Annotated in this window: 12 protein-coding genes, 2 tRNA genes, 1 rRNA gene and 1 riboswitch; of the genes, 8 read left to right on the top strand and 7 right to left on the bottom strand. The window is 55.8% G+C overall.

Features of this window, described 5'->3' with window-relative positions:
- Positions 1-214: 214 nt before the first annotated feature.
- Positions 215-330 (top strand): 5S ribosomal RNA (gene rrf, locus DV711_RS06900).
- A gap of 520 nt (positions 331-850) precedes the next feature.
- Entirely contained in the window at positions 851-1,525 is a 675-nt protein-coding gene (locus tag DV711_RS06895; protein WP_114694865.1) for an NnrU family protein, read from the top strand.
- Between the two features lie 37 nt (positions 1,526-1,562).
- On the opposite strand, the gene DV711_RS06890 is transcribed toward DV711_RS06895, so the two are convergent.
- The 3 genes from DV711_RS06890 to DV711_RS06880 all read right to left on the bottom strand — a co-directional run bounded on the left by DV711_RS06890 (position 1,563) and on the right by DV711_RS06880 (position 3,214).
- Positions 1,563-2,825 carry a GGDEF domain-containing protein gene (locus tag DV711_RS06890; protein ID WP_114694864.1) on the bottom strand — a complete coding sequence of 421 codons (1,263 nt, stop codon included), beginning with the start codon at positions 2,823-2,825 and terminating at the stop codon, positions 1,563-1,565.
- A 204-nt stretch (positions 2,826-3,029) separates the two neighbouring features.
- Positions 3,030-3,105, bottom strand: a tRNA-Asn gene (locus DV711_RS06885).
- Positions 3,106-3,138: 33 nt separating this feature from the next.
- Positions 3,139-3,214, bottom strand: a tRNA-Asn gene (locus DV711_RS06880).
- A 152-nt stretch (positions 3,215-3,366) separates the two neighbouring features.
- On the opposite strand from DV711_RS06880, the gene xni reads away from it, so the two are divergent.
- The 4 genes from xni to DV711_RS06860 all read left to right on the top strand — a co-directional run bounded on the left by xni (position 3,367) and on the right by DV711_RS06860 (position 9,929).
- The gene (xni, locus tag DV711_RS06875) at positions 3,367-4,176 is read left to right on the top strand and encodes a flap endonuclease Xni (protein WP_114694863.1); all 810 of its coding nucleotides are present in this window, start codon (positions 3,367-3,369) and stop codon (positions 4,174-4,176) included.
- 128 nt (positions 4,177-4,304) lie between these two features.
- On the top strand, positions 4,305-5,759 hold the full coding sequence (locus tag DV711_RS06870; RefSeq protein ID WP_114694862.1) for a Wadjet anti-phage system protein JetA family protein: 1,455 nt from the start codon (positions 4,305-4,307) through the stop codon (positions 5,757-5,759).
- Positions 5,749-6,483: a DUF4194 domain-containing protein gene (locus tag DV711_RS06865; RefSeq protein WP_114694861.1), complete on the top strand. Its 735-nt coding sequence runs from the start codon at positions 5,749-5,751 to the stop codon at positions 6,481-6,483. The genes DV711_RS06870 and DV711_RS06865 overlap by 11 nt, the downstream gene beginning before the upstream one ends.
- Positions 6,480-9,929: an SbcC/MukB-like Walker B domain-containing protein gene (locus DV711_RS06860; RefSeq protein ID WP_114694860.1), complete on the top strand. Its 3,450-nt coding sequence runs from the start codon at positions 6,480-6,482 to the stop codon at positions 9,927-9,929. The genes DV711_RS06865 and DV711_RS06860 overlap by 4 nt, the downstream gene beginning before the upstream one ends.
- Positions 9,930-10,011: 82 nt before the next feature.
- On the opposite strand, the gene DV711_RS06855 is transcribed toward DV711_RS06860, so the two are convergent.
- Both DV711_RS06855 and DV711_RS06850 read right to left on the bottom strand, forming a co-directional pair.
- Positions 10,012-11,754: a ferredoxin reductase domain-containing protein gene (locus DV711_RS06855; RefSeq protein ID WP_114694859.1), complete on the bottom strand. Its 1,743-nt coding sequence runs from the start codon at positions 11,752-11,754 to the stop codon at positions 10,012-10,014.
- 99 nt (positions 11,755-11,853) lie between these two features.
- A complete protein-coding gene (locus DV711_RS06850) occupies positions 11,854-12,909 on the bottom strand; it encodes an ethylbenzene dehydrogenase-related protein (protein ID WP_114694858.1) in 1,056 nt (351 codons plus the stop codon).
- Between the two features lie 422 nt (positions 12,910-13,331).
- Positions 13,332-13,447, top strand: a riboswitch (SAM-I-IV-variant riboswitch).
- A 54-nt stretch (positions 13,448-13,501) separates the two neighbouring features.
- On the opposite strand from DV711_RS06850, the gene DV711_RS06845 reads away from it, so the two are divergent.
- On the top strand, positions 13,502-13,837 hold the full coding sequence (locus DV711_RS06845; protein WP_114694857.1) for a hypothetical protein: 336 nt from the start codon (positions 13,502-13,504) through the stop codon (positions 13,835-13,837).
- Between the two features lie 76 nt (positions 13,838-13,913).
- On the opposite strand, the gene DV711_RS06840 is transcribed toward DV711_RS06845, so the two are convergent.
- Positions 13,914-14,813, bottom strand: coding sequence for a DMT family transporter (locus DV711_RS06840; protein WP_114694856.1), 900 nt, complete (start codon positions 14,811-14,813; stop codon positions 13,914-13,916).
- A gap of 174 nt (positions 14,814-14,987) precedes the next feature.
- On the opposite strand from DV711_RS06840, the gene DV711_RS06835 reads away from it, so the two are divergent.
- Entirely contained in the window at positions 14,988-15,164 is a 177-nt protein-coding gene (locus DV711_RS06835; RefSeq protein ID WP_114694855.1) for an oxidoreductase-like domain-containing protein, read from the top strand.
- Positions 15,165-15,249: 85 nt separating this feature from the next.
- On the opposite strand, the gene DV711_RS06830 is transcribed toward DV711_RS06835, so the two are convergent.
- Entirely contained in the window at positions 15,250-16,086 is an 837-nt protein-coding gene (locus DV711_RS06830) for a crotonase/enoyl-CoA hydratase family protein (RefSeq protein WP_114694854.1), read from the bottom strand.
- Positions 16,087-16,371: the final 285 nt, after the last annotated feature.

Here is a 16,371-nt window from a genome sequence, read left to right as displayed (position 1 = left end):
GTGAGGCGTTGAGCTAACCAGTACTAATTGCTCGTGCGGCTTGACCATATAACGCCAAAGCGGTGTTAGGTTGGCACTGATACGAAACAAGCTAGATATAAACGATCGACACGTTGAACTGATTCAAGAGACTTCAATTAAGTTCGCAGAAAATTGCTCCTGCATTTTCTGCACTTCCGCCATCCATGGCGGGCGGATTCACTGACCTTTTTTGCTTGGCGACCATAGCGATTTGGAACCACCTGACCCCATCCCGAACTCAGCAGTGAAACGAATCAGCGCCGATGGTAGTGTGGGGCTTCCCCATGTGAGAGTAGGTCATCGCCAAGCGCCTAATATAAAGAAACCCGGTTCCTGCGAACCGGGTTTTTTTATATCTGCTGTTTAGTGACCTACTCGAGAGTAGGGTAAAACCGGATCCGGCGAAGCACTGCTTCGACCCGGTTTTACGCCCCGGGCCTACCGGCCCCGGGGACTTCCATCGCCAAGCGCCTAATACGAGAAACCCCTAGCACGCTGTGCTAGGGGTTTTTTCGTATTAGTTATGTGGACTTTTACACTCGCATGGGGGAAGGTAAATAAACGCCGCTTGCGGCAGCACAACCCATGTGGAGTAGGGCCTCTGCGGATAAAGACAAAGCAAAGCTTTGGCCCGTAGAGGCGACTGTGGCGTACCCGCCGCAGGACTTCCATCGCCAAGCACCTTCTCCACTATGTCTTTGTGAACTGCCTCACTCGGCAGTTAGGCCTTTGACCAATCCTCCACTTTCTAGCTCGATAACCTGAATCAATTGCCGATAATTGCTGTCCCAGTACAATTCAGCTATCGACAATCTATAACGAGGTTCCAGTGGCAGCTCTTCTTAGCGCGATCGTGGTCTTTATCCTTAGCCATATGATTCCGATGCGGCCCAAGTTCCGCCAGCCGCTGGAGCAGTGTTTGGGGCGGGTGGGCTTTTTAATTGCCTACAGCATTCTGTCGTTGCTGATTATCGGTTGGCTTGGTCATGCTTTCGCTCAGGCGCCTTTCGTGCAGCTGTGGCCCTGGTCGATTTGGGCGGCTTGGTTACCGGTCGTGTTGATGCCGATCGCCAGTTTTTTGATCGTGGCAGGGTTGAGTTCTAAGAATCCGTTTTCGTTGGGTGCAGGCGCGCAGGGCTTTGATTTAGCACGGCCAGGTATCGTTACTGTCAGCCGTCATCCGGTGATGTGGGGCTTGGTACTGTGGTCCGGCTCTCATATTCCGGTTAATGGTGATGTTGCCGGATTGCTGCTGTTTGGCTTGATGCTTCTGCTTAGCCTTGCAGGGACCTTTACCATGGAGCGGGTCAAACGGCGCCGCTATAGTGCCGACGAGTGGGAGCGGATGCTGAAGAATACTGTCAATGTCCCATTTGCCTCACCATTGACGATCGACTGGGGTGGGATCGGCTGGTGGCGGGTGCTGTTGGGGGCCGTACTGTATTTGGCTCTGTTGTTCGCCCATCAGCCGGTTATCGGCATTGCTCCGCCTGTGTTTTACTGAGCGGAGCGATTGGATTAAGCAGGGTTAAGGGTTCGACTTATTGTTCCGCGTCGAATTGAAAGGCTTGTTGCTCAAACTCACGATAGTTAACTCGGTTACGCCCTTCTTGTTTCGCGGCGTAAAGCGCATCGTCTGCCCTCTGTAGAACCGACTTATAAGTTGATTCGGTAGCGTTGCTCGTCGCAACACCAAGACTAATTGTGATGGAAAGTTCGTGTTGGTCGATTTCAATCAGTGTCTCTTCAACGCGTTGTCGAATCCTTTCTGCCAAGCTACAGGCGCCGTTAAGGTCTGTTGCCGGCAGTAGCAGCAGAAATTCCTCGCCGCCGTAACGACCTATCCGATCACCGTCACGTAGCGCCTTACTGATCGAATTTGCGACCTTGACTATCACCCTGTCTCCAACGAGATGACCATAGACATCATTGACCGATTTGAAATGATCGATATCGATCATTACCAGGCTAAACGTGCTATGTGTCGCTTCCTCCACTGCTCTTTGTTCGGGAATTGACTCGTGCTCCAGAGCCTCCAGAATCATCGCACGGTTATATAGCCCGGTCAGCGAATCCAAGGTCGCCATATCATGTAGTTTGTGTTGAATCTTGGTTAACTCTTTGGCGGCAATCTTGACCACTAGGAAGCTGAGACCGAATGCCACAACGAGTATCAAGGCCAGTGAAATCAGTAGATTCATGGCGCCTTGATGACTACGGCTGTTACTGGCGGTGATGTCCTGATAGATCTCGAAAGCCCCGACGATCATGCCCAAGCTGTTATGAATCGGCACATAACTCTCTACGACATCGACTGCGAAACGCTTTTCTCCCTGCAGGTCCGTGAACTCATCTTTACTCTTTAATTTAGAGTCAGTCCCTCCGGCTAGCGCCGCCTTAAGCCTTAGATTTTCTTTGTCTTTTTTGCCGATGATTGAATGGTCTGTACTGTAAAGTACCTCTCCTTGGGTCGAGAAAATTTTAATTTTCACGATATCCAGGGGAGCAAATAGCGCCCGCATCTTGGCGTCCAATGCTTGAAAATCCTCAGGATAAATCTGCAACTGCTCATTGCCATCAGCATCGGGGTGGAGGAAATTATCCTTTTCAAGCGCGAGGACCGATAGAGAGGTTTTGATCGCGTTCGTTTCGGTATCTTGCAGGACTTGCTTGCTGTAGATCGCAGTGATGGCGTAGCTGGATAGCCCTAGAATGGTGATAGAAAAAAACAGAGCGACGATCAGCAGCAGTTTGAGCAGCTTTGCGGGTGAGTTTTGAGCTGAGAAAACAGAAATATCAGCCATGATCGGTAGTTCTAAGGCCTAGTTGGGGTTAAACAGGGCGAGACTACGGCTTTCGCTATAACTCTCAATCTAGGTGTAGGGGGAAGTGTGGGCTTCTTTCCGCCAAGCATCAATGGCCTACAACATAAGCTTTAGTTTAATGGCTGATGGGCTGAAGGACGAACGGAAAAGCTGAAGGAACTACCGAGAGGAAGGTAATTTAGATGGCTCCCCGAGCTGGACTCGAACCAGCGACCAATAGATTAACAGTCTACTGCTCTACCAACTGAGCTATCGGGGAACGGATCTAAAACCGGTTTGAATCGTTGGTGGTTGGCTCCCTGAGCTGGACTCGAACCAGCGACCAATAGATTAACAGTCTACTGCTCTACCAACTGAGCTATCAGGGAATCACTCAAACCGTGGGCGCGGATATTATCGACCTTTAGCGGTACGGTCAAGGGCCTTGTTCCGATGTCTTTTCAATGCTCTGACTCCTTCGGTTGCGCCGCTTCGATCGGGTACGGATAATCGCTCAATCAAAGTGCTGGAACGGTGAACAATGGCGATCAAACTACTGCTTATCGATGCAATGAACCTGATTCGTCGGGTCCATGCGGCTGTGCCCGGTGAAGGGGATGACGCCATCGAAGCGGCGCTGACAACGTCGGGGCAGATCGTGGGGCGTTTGCTGAGCCGTTTCGAGCCAACCCACGGCGTCTGTGCTTTTGATGGTTGGCAAAAAAGCTGGCGTCATCTGGCTTACCCGGACTACAAGGCCGGGCGCAAGCCGATGCCGGACAGCCTAAGGGACAACCTGGATCGCTTTCAGCAACTGTTTCGCTACAAGGGGCTGACCAGTCTGACCTATCCCCATTACGAAGCCGATGATGTCTTGACGACCCTGGCGGCGAAGACCTTGCAGGCCGGCGGTGAAGTGGTGCTGGTATCGACCGATAAAGGTTTCGCTCAGTTGTTGGCCAGTGATCCGCAGGGACTGGTGTTGTGGGATCATTTTGCCAAGCAGAAGATCGACAGGGATTTTATCCAGCAGCGGTTTCAGGTCCAGCCCGGTCAGCTGTGCGATTACCTGGCCCTCTGCGGTGACAATACCAACCGGATCCGTGGTGTCGATGGGATCGGTGCCAAAGGTGCGGCGCAGCTATTGTCACAATGGCAAGACCTAGAAGCCCTGTTTGCAGCGCTGGAACAGCTGCCGACCCGCTATCGCAATAAACTGGAGGGGCGCTGGGCTCAGGTCGAACAAGCCCGACGCCTAGTAGCGCTGCGTTCGGACCTGGAATTGGACTGCTCATTAAAGGAGTTTCGGCTTGGTGCCGAGGCCGCCAAACCGATGATCAAAAACGCCTGATCGAAAGAATCCCCAATCCTTGTCCGAGGGCAGGCAAACGGACTTAACGCTGCTGAAGGAGTGGGTTAGAATCCGGTGCTTTGGTGCGGCTTTTCAGCTTGCCCTTTCGAAAGCAATTAGGACCCTTCATGCTTTTCAACAAGCTGCCTGACGAGTTATTTCTGCCGTTGTCGGGGCAGAATCGCCAGATCTATCAAACCGTTTTGATTGAACTGGCCGATCTGTTTTTCGACGAGGATCTGATCGATCCCTTTATCCCCAAGGATCTGGTGCGTTCGACCATCGAAGAAGCGGTGATCAAACACGGTATCCGCCAGTGGGCGCCGGAAGCCGATGAGGATGAAGGGGAGCCGGTGGCGGCTGCTCAAGCGGCTTCGATACCCAAGACCAGCGCCGACTACACCAACCGGATCTACCGTCGACTGGTCAAAACCGGCTGGCTCGATGAAGAGCAACAGCTCTACCGTACCTATGTATTAATGGCACCGTCGGTCAGCCATGTGCTGCGCACCCTGATCGACGTGGCGACCTTCCAGAAGAAGAGCTACGGTGGCGCCGTGCTGAATGTGCTCAGCTCGGTTGAAGCAGCGATTTCCGATCCCACCGGCCGGGGCCTGACTCTGCAGGAAGCGGCCCGCACCGCGGCCGAGTTCAGCGCCCACCTGACAGATATGCTGCTGGGCCTGCGCGAGCTGCGCCAGAGCTTTGCCGCCAGCACCAATCCCCAGGACATCGTGCGCGGCTTCTTTGAGCAGTTCGTCGAGGCGATTCTGGTCTCCGACTATAAGACCCTGAAGACCCACAACAACCCGTTCCGTTTCCGGCGCCAGCTGTTGTCGATGCTCAAGGATCTGCAGTTCGATGAGCTCAAACGCAATCAGCTGATCGATCACTACCAGGAGGTCTTGGAGCTGACCAACGCCGAAGCCGAGGCCAAGGTGGATCAGCATATTTCGCGGATTATCCGGATCTTCGAGTCGGTCGATGAGCGCCTGGCCGCGATCGATGATTTCCGTTTCCGTCTTGAGAAGCGGGTTTCCGATACGGTCCGTTATATGGACAAGACCACCCCGGGCATGAGCTCGCGGTTGTCGCGTCTGATCGCCAAGCTGTCCGAGCAGGACGAGGCTGAGATTCCGCTGGTCGACACGCTGGAGAGCTACGCTTTCCTGTCGCCGCGTTCGATCCGCAGCGCACCGCGCCGACGTACCCCGCCGTCGCTGAAGATTATCCAGCAGCAGGTGATCGATCCGGAAGTGCTGGAGCAACGCCATCGCTTCAAGGAATACAAAGAGCGGCGCCAGATCAACGGTAGTAAGCTGGAGGCCTATATCGAGCGCCAGCTCGACGGTGCTGACAGCCTGCGTGCCGAGCAGTTTACGATCGACACGATCGAGGATTATATCGCCTTCAGTTATGTGCGCCACATGGCCTCACTGGGCAAGAAAGGCAAGAACCTGTACGGCAAGTACCGGATCGAATTTGATGATGATTACACCGCGGTGGCCGAGATGGTCGAATGCCGGGGCTTTAGTCTCCACCGTGATAAGACCAACCAGAAGGACGTAGCGAATGCTGGGTGATTTGAGCAAAATTTTGAACCGGGTCGAGCAGGTCGATGCCGAGGATTTCATCCAGGCCGCCAACAAGCTACTGGTGAACCAGTTCCTGTATGCCGACAAACCGGCGCACCGGCCGCACTATTTCCTGATTGCCGACCATATCGGTTACTTCACCAACCTGTTTGAGGCGATCGGCTGGTCACTGACCCATCAGCCGGACGAGTCCTACATCGGCCTGATCCCCCGCGGGGAAGAGCGTTATCTGCGTTTGCGTCTGGACGAGTCGCTGTTCCTGCTCTGTCTGCGCCAGCAGTATGAGCAGAAGCTGGAGAACTTCGACGTTGAAGGCGGTAAGGCCTTTATCAGTTCCGATGATCTGCTGCAGCTTTACGAAAACCTGACCGCCAAAGAGATCCCCAACGAAACCCGTTTCAAAGAGATCCTTGGTCTGTTCAGCCGTCATGGCATTATCGAGCGTGGTAAGCCGGCCGAGACCGATCCGAAGAATATTCCGTTGATGATCAATCCGTCGATCCGCCAGGTGGTGGTTGAAGACTGGGTGCGTCAGCTGGAAGAGCTGGCCGATGGCGTCGATGCCAGCGAAGAGCAGGCGATCGAAGAGCGGGAACTGGCCGAGCAGGATGCGGAAACCGCACCCAAAACTGAAGCTGAAACCGATAGCCCAGCCTCAACTGAACAACAGATCGAACCGAAGACCGAGGCCGAGCCGGAGACCGCCCAATGAAGCTGCTGAATAAAATTGTCCTGGTTAACTGGTACGTGCTCGGGGCGGTCGAAATCCCGATTCGCGGCAATGTCGCTATCGTTGGCCCCAATGGTTCGGGCAAGTCGTCGCTGCTGGATGCGATCCAGACCGTCATGGTCGGCGGTAACAAGCGTTACCTGAGCTTCAACGCCAGCGCCGGACAGAAGTCCGAGCGTAGCCTGCGCACCTACTGCCTGGGTTTTCTGGACGACACCAGCACCGGTGGCAAGGGCAAACTGGCCCGCGAAGACTCGATCACCTACCTGGCGTTGGAGTTCAAAGACGAAGATTCCGGTCAGATCGATACCGTCGGCCTGGCGATCAGCGCCTCGTTGGCGAGTCCGGACGAAGAGGTCGAAGGCCGCTTTATCCTGCCCCATACCTCGGTGACACTGGACGATTTCACCACCCAGGCCAACGGTGGCCGGATTCCGCGGGCCTGGACCGATGTTCGCGATCATCTGCGCCAGCGCTGCCCGACCATGACATTGGAGAAACGCACCAGTCGTTTCCTCAAAGAGATGATGGCGCTGCTCAGCTACGACAGCAATCTGCCGGTCGATGAAGACAAGTTCCTGAAGAACTTCCGCAACGCGATCAAGTTCACCCCGATCGACAGTCCGACCCGCTTCGTGCGCGAGTACGTGCTGGACCAGAAACTGGTTCAGGTCGGCGACTTCCGCAAATCGCTCGAAGAGTACCGGGCGATGGAGCAGAAGACCAAGGAGGTTTCGGCCCGGATCGATGAACTGACCAAAGTTCAGGAGCTGTGCGGCGGAGTGAAGCGTAACGCCCGCAACGCGGTTGAGTACGAGTGGGTGGTTCACGAGTCCCGTTTTGAAGCGGCCGACCTGAAGAAGGAATCGGTCGAAGAGAAACTGGAAACCGAGCAGGAGAAAGCCGAAGCGCTGGAGATCGAATCCGATCGACTCGAGAAAGAGCTGAACGGCTTGATGCAGGCACTGGCCGATACCCGGGCCGAGCTGAACAACACCGACTCGGCCGGGCGGATCAAGGAGCTAGAGCTCAAGATCGATGCCAAGCAGCACGAGCTGAGTGTCGTCAGCGACAAGATTCAGGAGATCTACAGTCTGCTGCGCTCCACCGTCAATTTCGCCAAGCACGAGAACAGCCTGCCGGACAACTTTGTCGAAGTGGTCAAAGAGGCGGTTGAGCTTTGGCGTGAAGGGGAAAATCTGCTCGAAGGCAGCTGGCCGCAGCAGCCGATGGCGGTGGATAACTGCCTGGAACAGCTGAAGAAGCAGATCGATGGGGTTCGGCTGGAGGTGTCGCGTCGCTTTGAAGGCTCGGTGATCGAGCTCAACGCCATGCGTGACCAACTCAAGGGCCAGCAGGGCGCGATCGAACAGCTCAAGCAGGGCCATGCGCCGCTCAAGCGCAACACCCGTGAACTGATGCGACTGCTGGAAGAGTACGGTATTGAATCCACGCCACTATGCGAACTGACAGAAATCAACGATGACCACTGGCGTACCGCGATCGAGAGTTTCCTCGGTAATCGCCGTGAGGCGCTGATCGTCGATCCGAATCGGGTCAAGGATGCGATCACGCTTTATCGTCGCCGGGCCCGTCACCTGAAAGGTTGCCGGATCGTCAATACCACCACCTCGGAACGATGGCTCGACCGGGCCAAGAAGGGCTCGTTGGCCGAATACGTCGACTGCGAGAACAAACACGCGCTGGCCTATATCAACCGCACCCTGGGCGGGGTGATGGCGGTCGAGACCGAAGCCGAACTGCTGCGCCAGGAGCGGGCGATCACCCCGGACTGCATGCTGCAGACTGAGGGCTCGACTACTGCGATTCACGAACAGGCGCCGATGATGGGGATCCGCCAGCGCGAGCAGCAATTGCAGCGCCAGGACCAGGATTTCGAGCAGCTGCAGCGTAAGTTCAGCCAACAGGAGCAGCAGCACCGTAGCCTGGACACGCTGAAAGATTCGCTGATTCGTCTGACCGCCTCGTTGACCGGGGTGCAGGAGAGCACCTACTCGCTGGCCAACCAGCGTGAGATGGTCGATGCCGAACTGAGCGGCTACCGTCAGGCGATCCAGGACCTGCGCAACCAGGATGACTCCGGGCTGCAGAACAAGCTGACCGAGCTGGTCGAGTCGCAGAAGACTACCCAGACCGAACATCAGAATGTGTTGGAGCAGCTGAAGAAGCTACGTACCACGCTGATCAAGCGCGAGGCCAGTCTTGAGGTGCTCGACAGCGAGTTGGAAGAGCACGCTCACAATCGCAGCAAATGTGAGGAGCGGGCCGAGTTCAACGCCGATTCGGCCCAGGAGAAGCGCGATTACCTGGAGGAATCCTGCAACGGCGAGCTGGAGCGGATCACCTTCGATGCGGCCCGCAAGGCGCAGAACGAGCTGACTCTGGTCGAGAAGAAAAAGAACTCGGTACGCGATGCGGTAGCCCAGTATAAGGCCAAGTATCACGGCAGTGGCGCGTCTCACCAGGAGTTGGACAATATCAGCCCGGACTCCAGCCACGATGAACTCGAGGCCTTCGTTGCCGCCACCGTGACGGCGCTCAACGATACCGAGCTGGCCCACTACACCAAGAAGTCCGAACGGGCCCGGATCGAAGCCGAGACCGCGTTCCGGTCCGACTTCGTTGCCCATCTGAACGATCAGATCGACAAGATCAAAGAACTGATTAAAGAGCTGAACAACCATCTCAAGCGGCGTCCGTTCCACGCCGAGATGTACAGCTTCACGATGAATCCGAACCCGGAACTCAAAGAGATCCTGAAGCTGGTCGAGACCTACTCTCGGCTCGACCAGGCCAACGCCGGCGGACTGTTTGACACCACCCTGGCCGAGGACAATCCGCATCGCGAAGCACTGGAGAAGATTCATGCCGTACTGAAGGACGAAGGCGAAAGCTCGATCCTGCAGGACTACCGCAACTTCTATAACTTCGAACTGGTGATCAAGGATCTGGACGGCAATATCAAGACCAACCTGAGTCAGCGGATCAAGACCGGTTCCGGTGGTGAGCACCAGGTGCCGTTCTACGTTGCGATCGCAGCCGGTATGGGCGCCACCTACCGGATTAAGCAGGCGATGGACGGCAAGCCGTTGGGCGGCATCAGCCTGTCGATGTTCGACGAAGCCTTCAACAAGCTTGATGCCGAGAACACCCAGACCAGCCTCGGCTTTATGGGCGACCTGGGCCTGCAGACCCTGATCGCGGCACCGGACGATAAGTACTCGCTGATGGCCGCCACCATGGATACGGTAATCAACGTCTGCCGTGCCGGCGCAGTGGTGGATCTGGACGTGGAGTTCCCGACTCCGAAGGGCAAGCAGTTGCTGGATTCGGATAACCCCTACCGGGCGGCCCGTGAAGCGGCGCTGGCCAAGGTGGGTGAGCAGGCAGAACCTGAGCCGGTGTAACGATCATTGTCAGCTCCCCGCGATAAAAAAGGCCAACCCTCGGGTTGGCCTTTTTTGTGCCGGTTTCTAAGCTGAAGCGAGTTTAGAACTCCTCCTTGTGCAGCACCCAGCCCTGCTTACGGCAGGCTTTCTTGACCTGCTTGGCCATTGCGTCCGGGCCGCAGACATAGCAGCTCGGGCGGATGCCGGTCGCGGCGATCTGTTCAAACAGAGCGGGCCAATCGGGGCGCGAGCGCTGTATCTGCAGTTCGCCGATCTGCTGCAGCTGATCTTTTTCGGTTTCGGACAACATCCCTTCACCGGTGAAGTAGAAGTGCCAGTGACAGCGCACGTTGCTGTGCTCGCACAGTCGCTGCAGTAGTGGCCGTATCCACAGCATCAGCGCCGGCTCGCGCAGTACCCAAACCAGATGCAGGTGGTAGGGTTCGTCCGGTTGCTGCTTCAGTTCGCGTAGCAGGCTGAGGAACGGGGTGATGCCGATGCCACCGGCCACCATCACCCAATCCTTGCGCCGTTTTGAGTGAGTGACTGCGTGGCTGATCGGGCTGGCGTAGGGGCCTCGGATATCAACATCGAGCTGATACTCGTCGTGATTTTTCAGCTTATCCCGCAGTGCGTTGGTCCAGTCTCCCATGGCACGGATCTTCAATACCAGCTTGTCGGGGGCGTTGCGGCTACCGGTTAGTGAAAACGGATGCCACTCGCGACAGAGCACGGTACTTTTACGGCGCAGTTCTTTAGCGGTCGGATCATCATCGGTCGGATCAATATCGAACAGTCCCGGAATGCGTAGATCGACAAAATGACCGGCACGGATCTGCATCGCTTCGGGGCGACGGATCTCCAGCCGCAGCAGATCGTCTGAGATGGCACTCAGACGGGCAGGGTGGCCGCGGTAGGTTTTGACCCGCTTGGACAGCAGCAGCTCGATGGCCAATACCACCACCGGGGCAACGATCCATTCGAGGCTGGGGATATGCAGCAGCGCCAGTAGCCCGAGTAGATAACCGAGTAGATGCAGCTGCTGGAAATGGTGGTGGAAGCGATGCCGCATCCAGGCCAGCGAGCTGACCCAGACGACAATGAACAGGACCAGCATCAACAGACCGCTGACATTGATGCGAAACTGACGCGATTCAACGCCGGCGCTGGTCAGCGACACCACATCGCCATACTTGGTCAGCGGCATCCATTGGATGGCGTAGGTTTGGGTCGAGGTGGTACTGTGACACTTGGTGCAGTCCTCCTTCATGATCGGACGGATATGCTCCTCGTATCCTTGCTGGCTGGCGCCATCGGCAATCCACTGGGCCATCACATCGATCGATTCGTCCTCACTGACAAACTCGTACATGGTGGTTTGCATCGAGCGAACCAAGTCCGGTTGTTCGGCAAAGAGCACCTCCATGAAGGGTTCATTGAGGGTGTTCAGATACAGCAGGTACTGACTGCCGTGAACCAGCGAAAAGAGGATGCAGATATGGCCCAACCAGCGGTGCAGGTCGTTTGCATTCTCTATCGGCAGCCACTCGCCGATCCAGCTGCGACGCAATACCGAGAGGCCATTGCGCATCACCGGAAGCCAGAGTACGACCAGCACCAGCAACAGTACATAGGAGCTGGCCCGGGATAACTGCAGGTAGATATTGGTGGTGTCGTTGGAGTCGTACTTGAAGCCGATCCAGAATTGATAAACGGCCAGGCCAAGTATCAGGCACAGCCAGGGAATATTCTTGAACCACAGGCGTCGGCCCGATAACCAGCGGCCGGTGCTGGAGACTGCCGAGTTGGAATCGGCGATCTGGGTGCTGGGCGATTGATTCATCCCTTTGCCCTCGAAAAAGTACCTCGAAGAAAATCAGCGATTGAGAAATCGCCCCCGCCAAACGGCTGTCGGTACGGGGGCTTGATACCGCTACAATGATTAGTTGCCGAACACCATCTTGTAGGACTTGGTGTGGTGGATATGGTTGATCTGGGCGTTATCAAACACGGTCACACCGAAGTAGTAATCCTTGTCCAGGTCGTTGAACTGGATATCCTGGGTGTTGCTGTTTTCGTGATTGGTGACCAGCTTGCGCTTGATCTCGACGATCCAGGCGCCATCTTGCCATTCGCCACGGGCTTGGATATCAGCACGGGGGCCTTCGAATGGTCCGGTCACATGGCCACCGATAATGTCACCCGGTTTGAAGCCTTTGTCTTCAAACGGCACCTTCAGCGCTTCGCGAACCCAGTAGAGATCTTCGGCGCTCGGCGTTTTGTTCATCCAAACCGGGGTGTCGCGACCCTTCTCCAGGTTGTAGTAGTAACCGCCGCCGGTCTTGTCGTCACTGTGGCGGCCCCACTCTTTACTCTCCTGGCGAGCATGGTCGACGTACTGGTCATCCATCTGGAAGTTGGCGTTGGTTCGGGCCGCTTTCCAGTGCCACATGTCGATGGTTTCACCGGCTTCCGAGGTGTAGTGGCGGCCGGCGGAGGTATCCTTGACGCCATCGAGCAGACCATCGTCCTCGGGCATATGGCAGGACTTGTCACAGCCTTTTTTCTTGAAACCCTTGGACTTGATATTCCAGAAGATCGACATCTTGTCTTCGTAGAAGGTGTTCTCGTGGCCGGTGCTGTCTTTGTTGACCAGTCGTTTCCAACTGCCGTCTTCCTGCTTGACCCAGGGGTAGCGTTCGAGGCTCAGGGTTGGGTCTTCCCAGCGCAGTAGAAAGTAAACGTATTCACCGTCATGGAGCGAGCGCATCTCGATCTCGGCTTCCTTCATGCCCTCGTAGCCGTTGTTCGGCTTGTAGGGTAGTTCGTCAACGACGATGTTGATCGGCTTGGCGTTGTCCCAGGCTTTGTCACGGGCGCCATCTATGCTGATTTCTGTTTCAGTGTGGGCTGATTCCAGCGTGTCGATCACCGCCTGTGCCATAGGGGAGACGAGCGCCATCGAAGCGACGCCGCAAAGGGCCAAGGTTTTTTTCATCGTTCTTATCCGTTTCAAGGTTGGGTGAATTTGGCTGCGCAATGTAAAGAAAACGCAAATGAATGTAAATCACTATCAAATGCAAATGCGACTGATACTGCTTATCATAAGCAAAGGTGGTCGTGGCTTTGTTGGTGTAAGTAATTGAAAAATAATGAAATACTTGGTCTTTGATTTAAAAGATAAATTTATACGATCGTTTGAAAGATCAGGGTTTGGTTATTTAGCGCTAGCACGAACTACCAAGAGCTGGTGTTGGCGGGCCTGGATAAGGCTGCTTGGCAGGGAAAAGCCTGAAGAGCGGACGCCTGCTGAAGCTAAGATCGGCGCAGCTTCCCAGTGATAGAGCAAAGTGATGCCCGAGTGCTGCTGAAGGCCTTGCTGATTCGCGAAAAAGCGGGTAGATTTGCTGGGTAATTTGTACCCAACATCAAGAGAAGGGCTGACGTCCTCGCCAACCTGCCAACCTGGGCAAGGTGGTTACCGACTCCGATAAGAGTCGGCGATGTGGTCGAAACCGACAACCAAACAGGTGTCCTAGCGTTTCCCATCATTGAATACGTCAGTTCTCATTTAATAGTGAGAGCTAGTCATGTCTGAATGTATTGTCGATCAAGGTCCCGATCTCGGCGACTTGGATGAACAACCTTCGGTATCCCGTCCGGATGACCGTCTGCTTCAGCACCAAAGCGGCACGTCGGTATACGTCTGGTGGGCCCTTGGCAAAAGGCGCAACCGGGCCGGGGCGCGTTGGAAGTGCTGGTTTGCCTATATCGAGTACCGCCGAGCCGATGGTCGCAGTGCTTATCGACAGCTGGAGCTGGCGCTCGATAAGGCCCGTGACGCCACCATCTGGCAGCAGTTGAGCCAACTGGCTTTGGATGGGCTCTGTGTGGAGCAAACCCAGCGCTGGTTATCTGCACGCTGATATTACTTTGGTAGGAATTGTTGCTAAGGAACCTGCGAATAAGTCCTTGCTAGTTTCTGGCTTTCAACTTGGTTCCCTAACCGGCTGAGCCTTTCTTGAGCGCGGCCCGGCGCTCGCGCCGGTCCTGCATCAAGTCGGTGATGGCGTGACAGATCAAGGTGGTGACCACGATGGCGCCACCCAGCAGGGCATAACGGCCCGGATCTTCTCCCAGCACCCACCAGACCAACAACGGCCCCATTACGGTTTCCAGCAGCAACATGATCGCCACTTCCGGCGCGGGGATATAACCCGGGCCCAGGCAGATCAGCATAAAGGAGAAGGGTACGATCAGCAGTCCCATGGCCATGACTATCGGAATATTGGCGCCTTCGAGCGTGATCGAGCTCACCATCAACGCCGCAATCGCGGCGCTGAGCAGATAGGCCAGCGACAGAGCCGGCCAGATCTGTCGTTGTTGAACCTGACCCATCAATGAAAACTCCAGCCCCATCAACATTGCGGTGCCCAGAGCGATCAGGTTGCCCAGGTGGGTGCCGCCCCCCAATCCATCGATAACCAGAATAGTCACACCGATCAGACAGCTGAGGATCGCTAGCCAGGTACGGGTCGCCAGTCTGAGCTGGAACAGCAGGCGATCGAACAGGGCTGAAAACATCGGCGAAAGCGCCAGGACAATCAGGACATTGGCGGCTTTGGTGTGATGCATCGCCATCACGAAACCAATATTGGCGGTGCAGATCAGCGCAACAAGCAGCAGACCCAGGCGGCTGAGGCGTAGTGCCTTCAGAGGGCCTTCATGGCGACGGGTCACCAGCACCACCAGCATTACCACCAGACCACCGAGCAGGCTACGCCAGAACACCACATTCCACGAATCCAGTCCCGCCAATCGGATTGACAGAGCATCCGGAATCAACAGGCTGACGCCGGTCAGGGTAATCAGCAGGCCTTTGGCACGTCTTGTAAGCTGCATCGCTCCTCCGCATTACGGCTGGCATGCCGTTAGGGCGCTAATAGTGGAGAGCAAGGTCGATATTGTCCAGCTTGATAATGGGGATTGGCCCCGGGCGCTATGGTTGACGGGATTGATCGGGTAAAATGCGATCTATCATTTTAATGACGTTGCGCGATTGAACACGGAGAAACCATGCCCGAACTGCTCGAGAAACCGGTCCGCCCCAAAGGTCACGAATGCTGTGGTGGCGGTTGCTGCCCTTGTATCTGGGATCACTACTACGATGCGCTGGGGCGTTGGGAAGAGCAGCAGGAGAAGTTGCAGCAGCAACAGACCAAGCCGGCGGAAGCCGAGCAAACCCAGGGTTAATCCAGGGTTTTACTCCGTACTGGAGCCATCGAACCGATGGCTCCGGTCCACTCCCCAAGCCCTCTAGGCAATCCCGTCTTAAGCCTTAATCCTCAAACTCCGGCGTTTGAGCTTTGCTCATGGCGGCCTTGAACATCTCCTGCTGGTGCAGCATCGCCGAGTTCCAGGTGGCGACATAATTGAGCCCATCTTCGACGCTGTGATCACGACTGTAGAGCAGCATCTCCTTGGTGCCGCGAATTGCCAGCGGCGATTTGGCGGCGATATCGGCGGCCAGCTTACCAACCTCATCCAACATCTGGGCTGAATCATCGTAGACCCGATTAACCAGCCCCAATTGCTGTGCCTCGTCCGCCTCGCAGCGACGACCGGTCAGAGCCAGTTCGTTGGCTTGGCCGCGGCCGATCAGGTGGGGCAGGCGTTGCAGGGTGCCGACATCGGCGGTCAGAGCCAGGTCGATCTCCTTGATGGTGAAATAGGCGTCGCGGCTGGCGTAGCGCATATCGGCGCAGCAGATCATATCCACGCCCCCTCCGATACAAGCGCCCTGGATCGCCGCCAGTACCGGCTTGCGGCAACGCTCAATGGCGGTCAGGTTGCCCTGTAGGCGCTTGATATTTAGCCGTAGCTGTTCGTTGATCCGTTGCTGATCCTTGGTGTGGCGGGGAATAAAATCGGCCATGGCGGTGATATCGATACCGGCACAGAAGTGTCTGCCTTCACCGGCTAGGATGGCTACGCGGGCACCGGGCTCTGAATCGATCCACTCGAAACATTGCTGCAGTTCGCGCCACATGGCGGCGTTCATGGCGTTGGCCTTGTCTGGATTGTTCAGGCTGACGGTGGCGATACCGTCTGCGAGGCTAAGGGAAAGGGTTTCGAAGTTGGGGCATTCGATGTGGCTGTTGTCGGCAGAGCTCATGCTGGACCTCCGGTGTCGGCGTTGTTGTTATCTTATTAACCCACCGGGTTAAAAGATTGATGCAGGGATGCATCAACATTGGTCGTAGGCCAATGCGAGCCTAATAAAAACAAGCCGTTTCGCATAACGGCGCCGGTTTTTTCATGGGCGACGGACAAATATGATGGAAACTTATTTGTCCGCTAGGTGAATAGGCTCACTGGATCTTGCCAGCCGCAGGGTGCGTGACCAATGGCGATTTCAGCCAGAATACAGGCAACTTCGCCCACCTGAGTTGTTGGGCTA

This window comes from Motiliproteus coralliicola (assembly GCF_003345655.1).
GTDB classification, from domain to species: Bacteria; Pseudomonadota; Gammaproteobacteria; order Pseudomonadales; family Balneatricaceae; genus Motiliproteus; species Motiliproteus coralliicola.
This window is presented reverse-complemented; position numbering and strand designations above follow the sequence as displayed.

Coding starts and splice junctions, on each gene's coding strand:
- DV711_RS06890 (WP_114694864.1), bottom strand. CDS start 2,825: ATGGCTGATATTTCTGTTTTCTCAGCTCAAAACTCACCCGCAAAGCTG.
- DV711_RS06865 (WP_114694861.1), top strand. CDS start 5,749: ATGCTGGGTGATTTGAGCAAAATTTTGAACCGGGTCGAGCAGGTCGAT.
- DV711_RS06855 (WP_114694859.1), bottom strand. CDS start 11,754: ATGAATCAATCGCCCAGCACCCAGATCGCCGATTCCAACTCGGCAGTC.
- DV711_RS06850 (WP_114694858.1), bottom strand. CDS start 12,909: ATGAAAAAAACCTTGGCCCTTTGCGGCGTCGCTTCGATGGCGCTCGTC.
- DV711_RS06830 (WP_114694854.1), bottom strand. CDS start 16,086: ATGAGCTCTGCCGACAACAGCCACATCGAATGCCCCAACTTCGAAACC.
- DV711_RS06870 (WP_114694862.1), top strand. CDS start 4,305: ATGCTTTTCAACAAGCTGCCTGACGAGTTATTTCTGCCGTTGTCGGGG.
- DV711_RS06845 (WP_114694857.1), top strand. CDS start 13,502: ATGTCTGAATGTATTGTCGATCAAGGTCCCGATCTCGGCGACTTGGAT.
- DV711_RS06840 (WP_114694856.1), bottom strand. CDS start 14,813: ATGCAGCTTACAAGACGTGCCAAAGGCCTGCTGATTACCCTGACCGGC.
- DV711_RS06835 (WP_114694855.1), top strand. CDS start 14,988: ATGCCCGAACTGCTCGAGAAACCGGTCCGCCCCAAAGGTCACGAATGC.
- DV711_RS06860 (WP_114694860.1), top strand. CDS start 6,480: ATGAAGCTGCTGAATAAAATTGTCCTGGTTAACTGGTACGTGCTCGGG.
- xni (WP_114694863.1), top strand. CDS start 3,367: ATGGCGATCAAACTACTGCTTATCGATGCAATGAACCTGATTCGTCGG.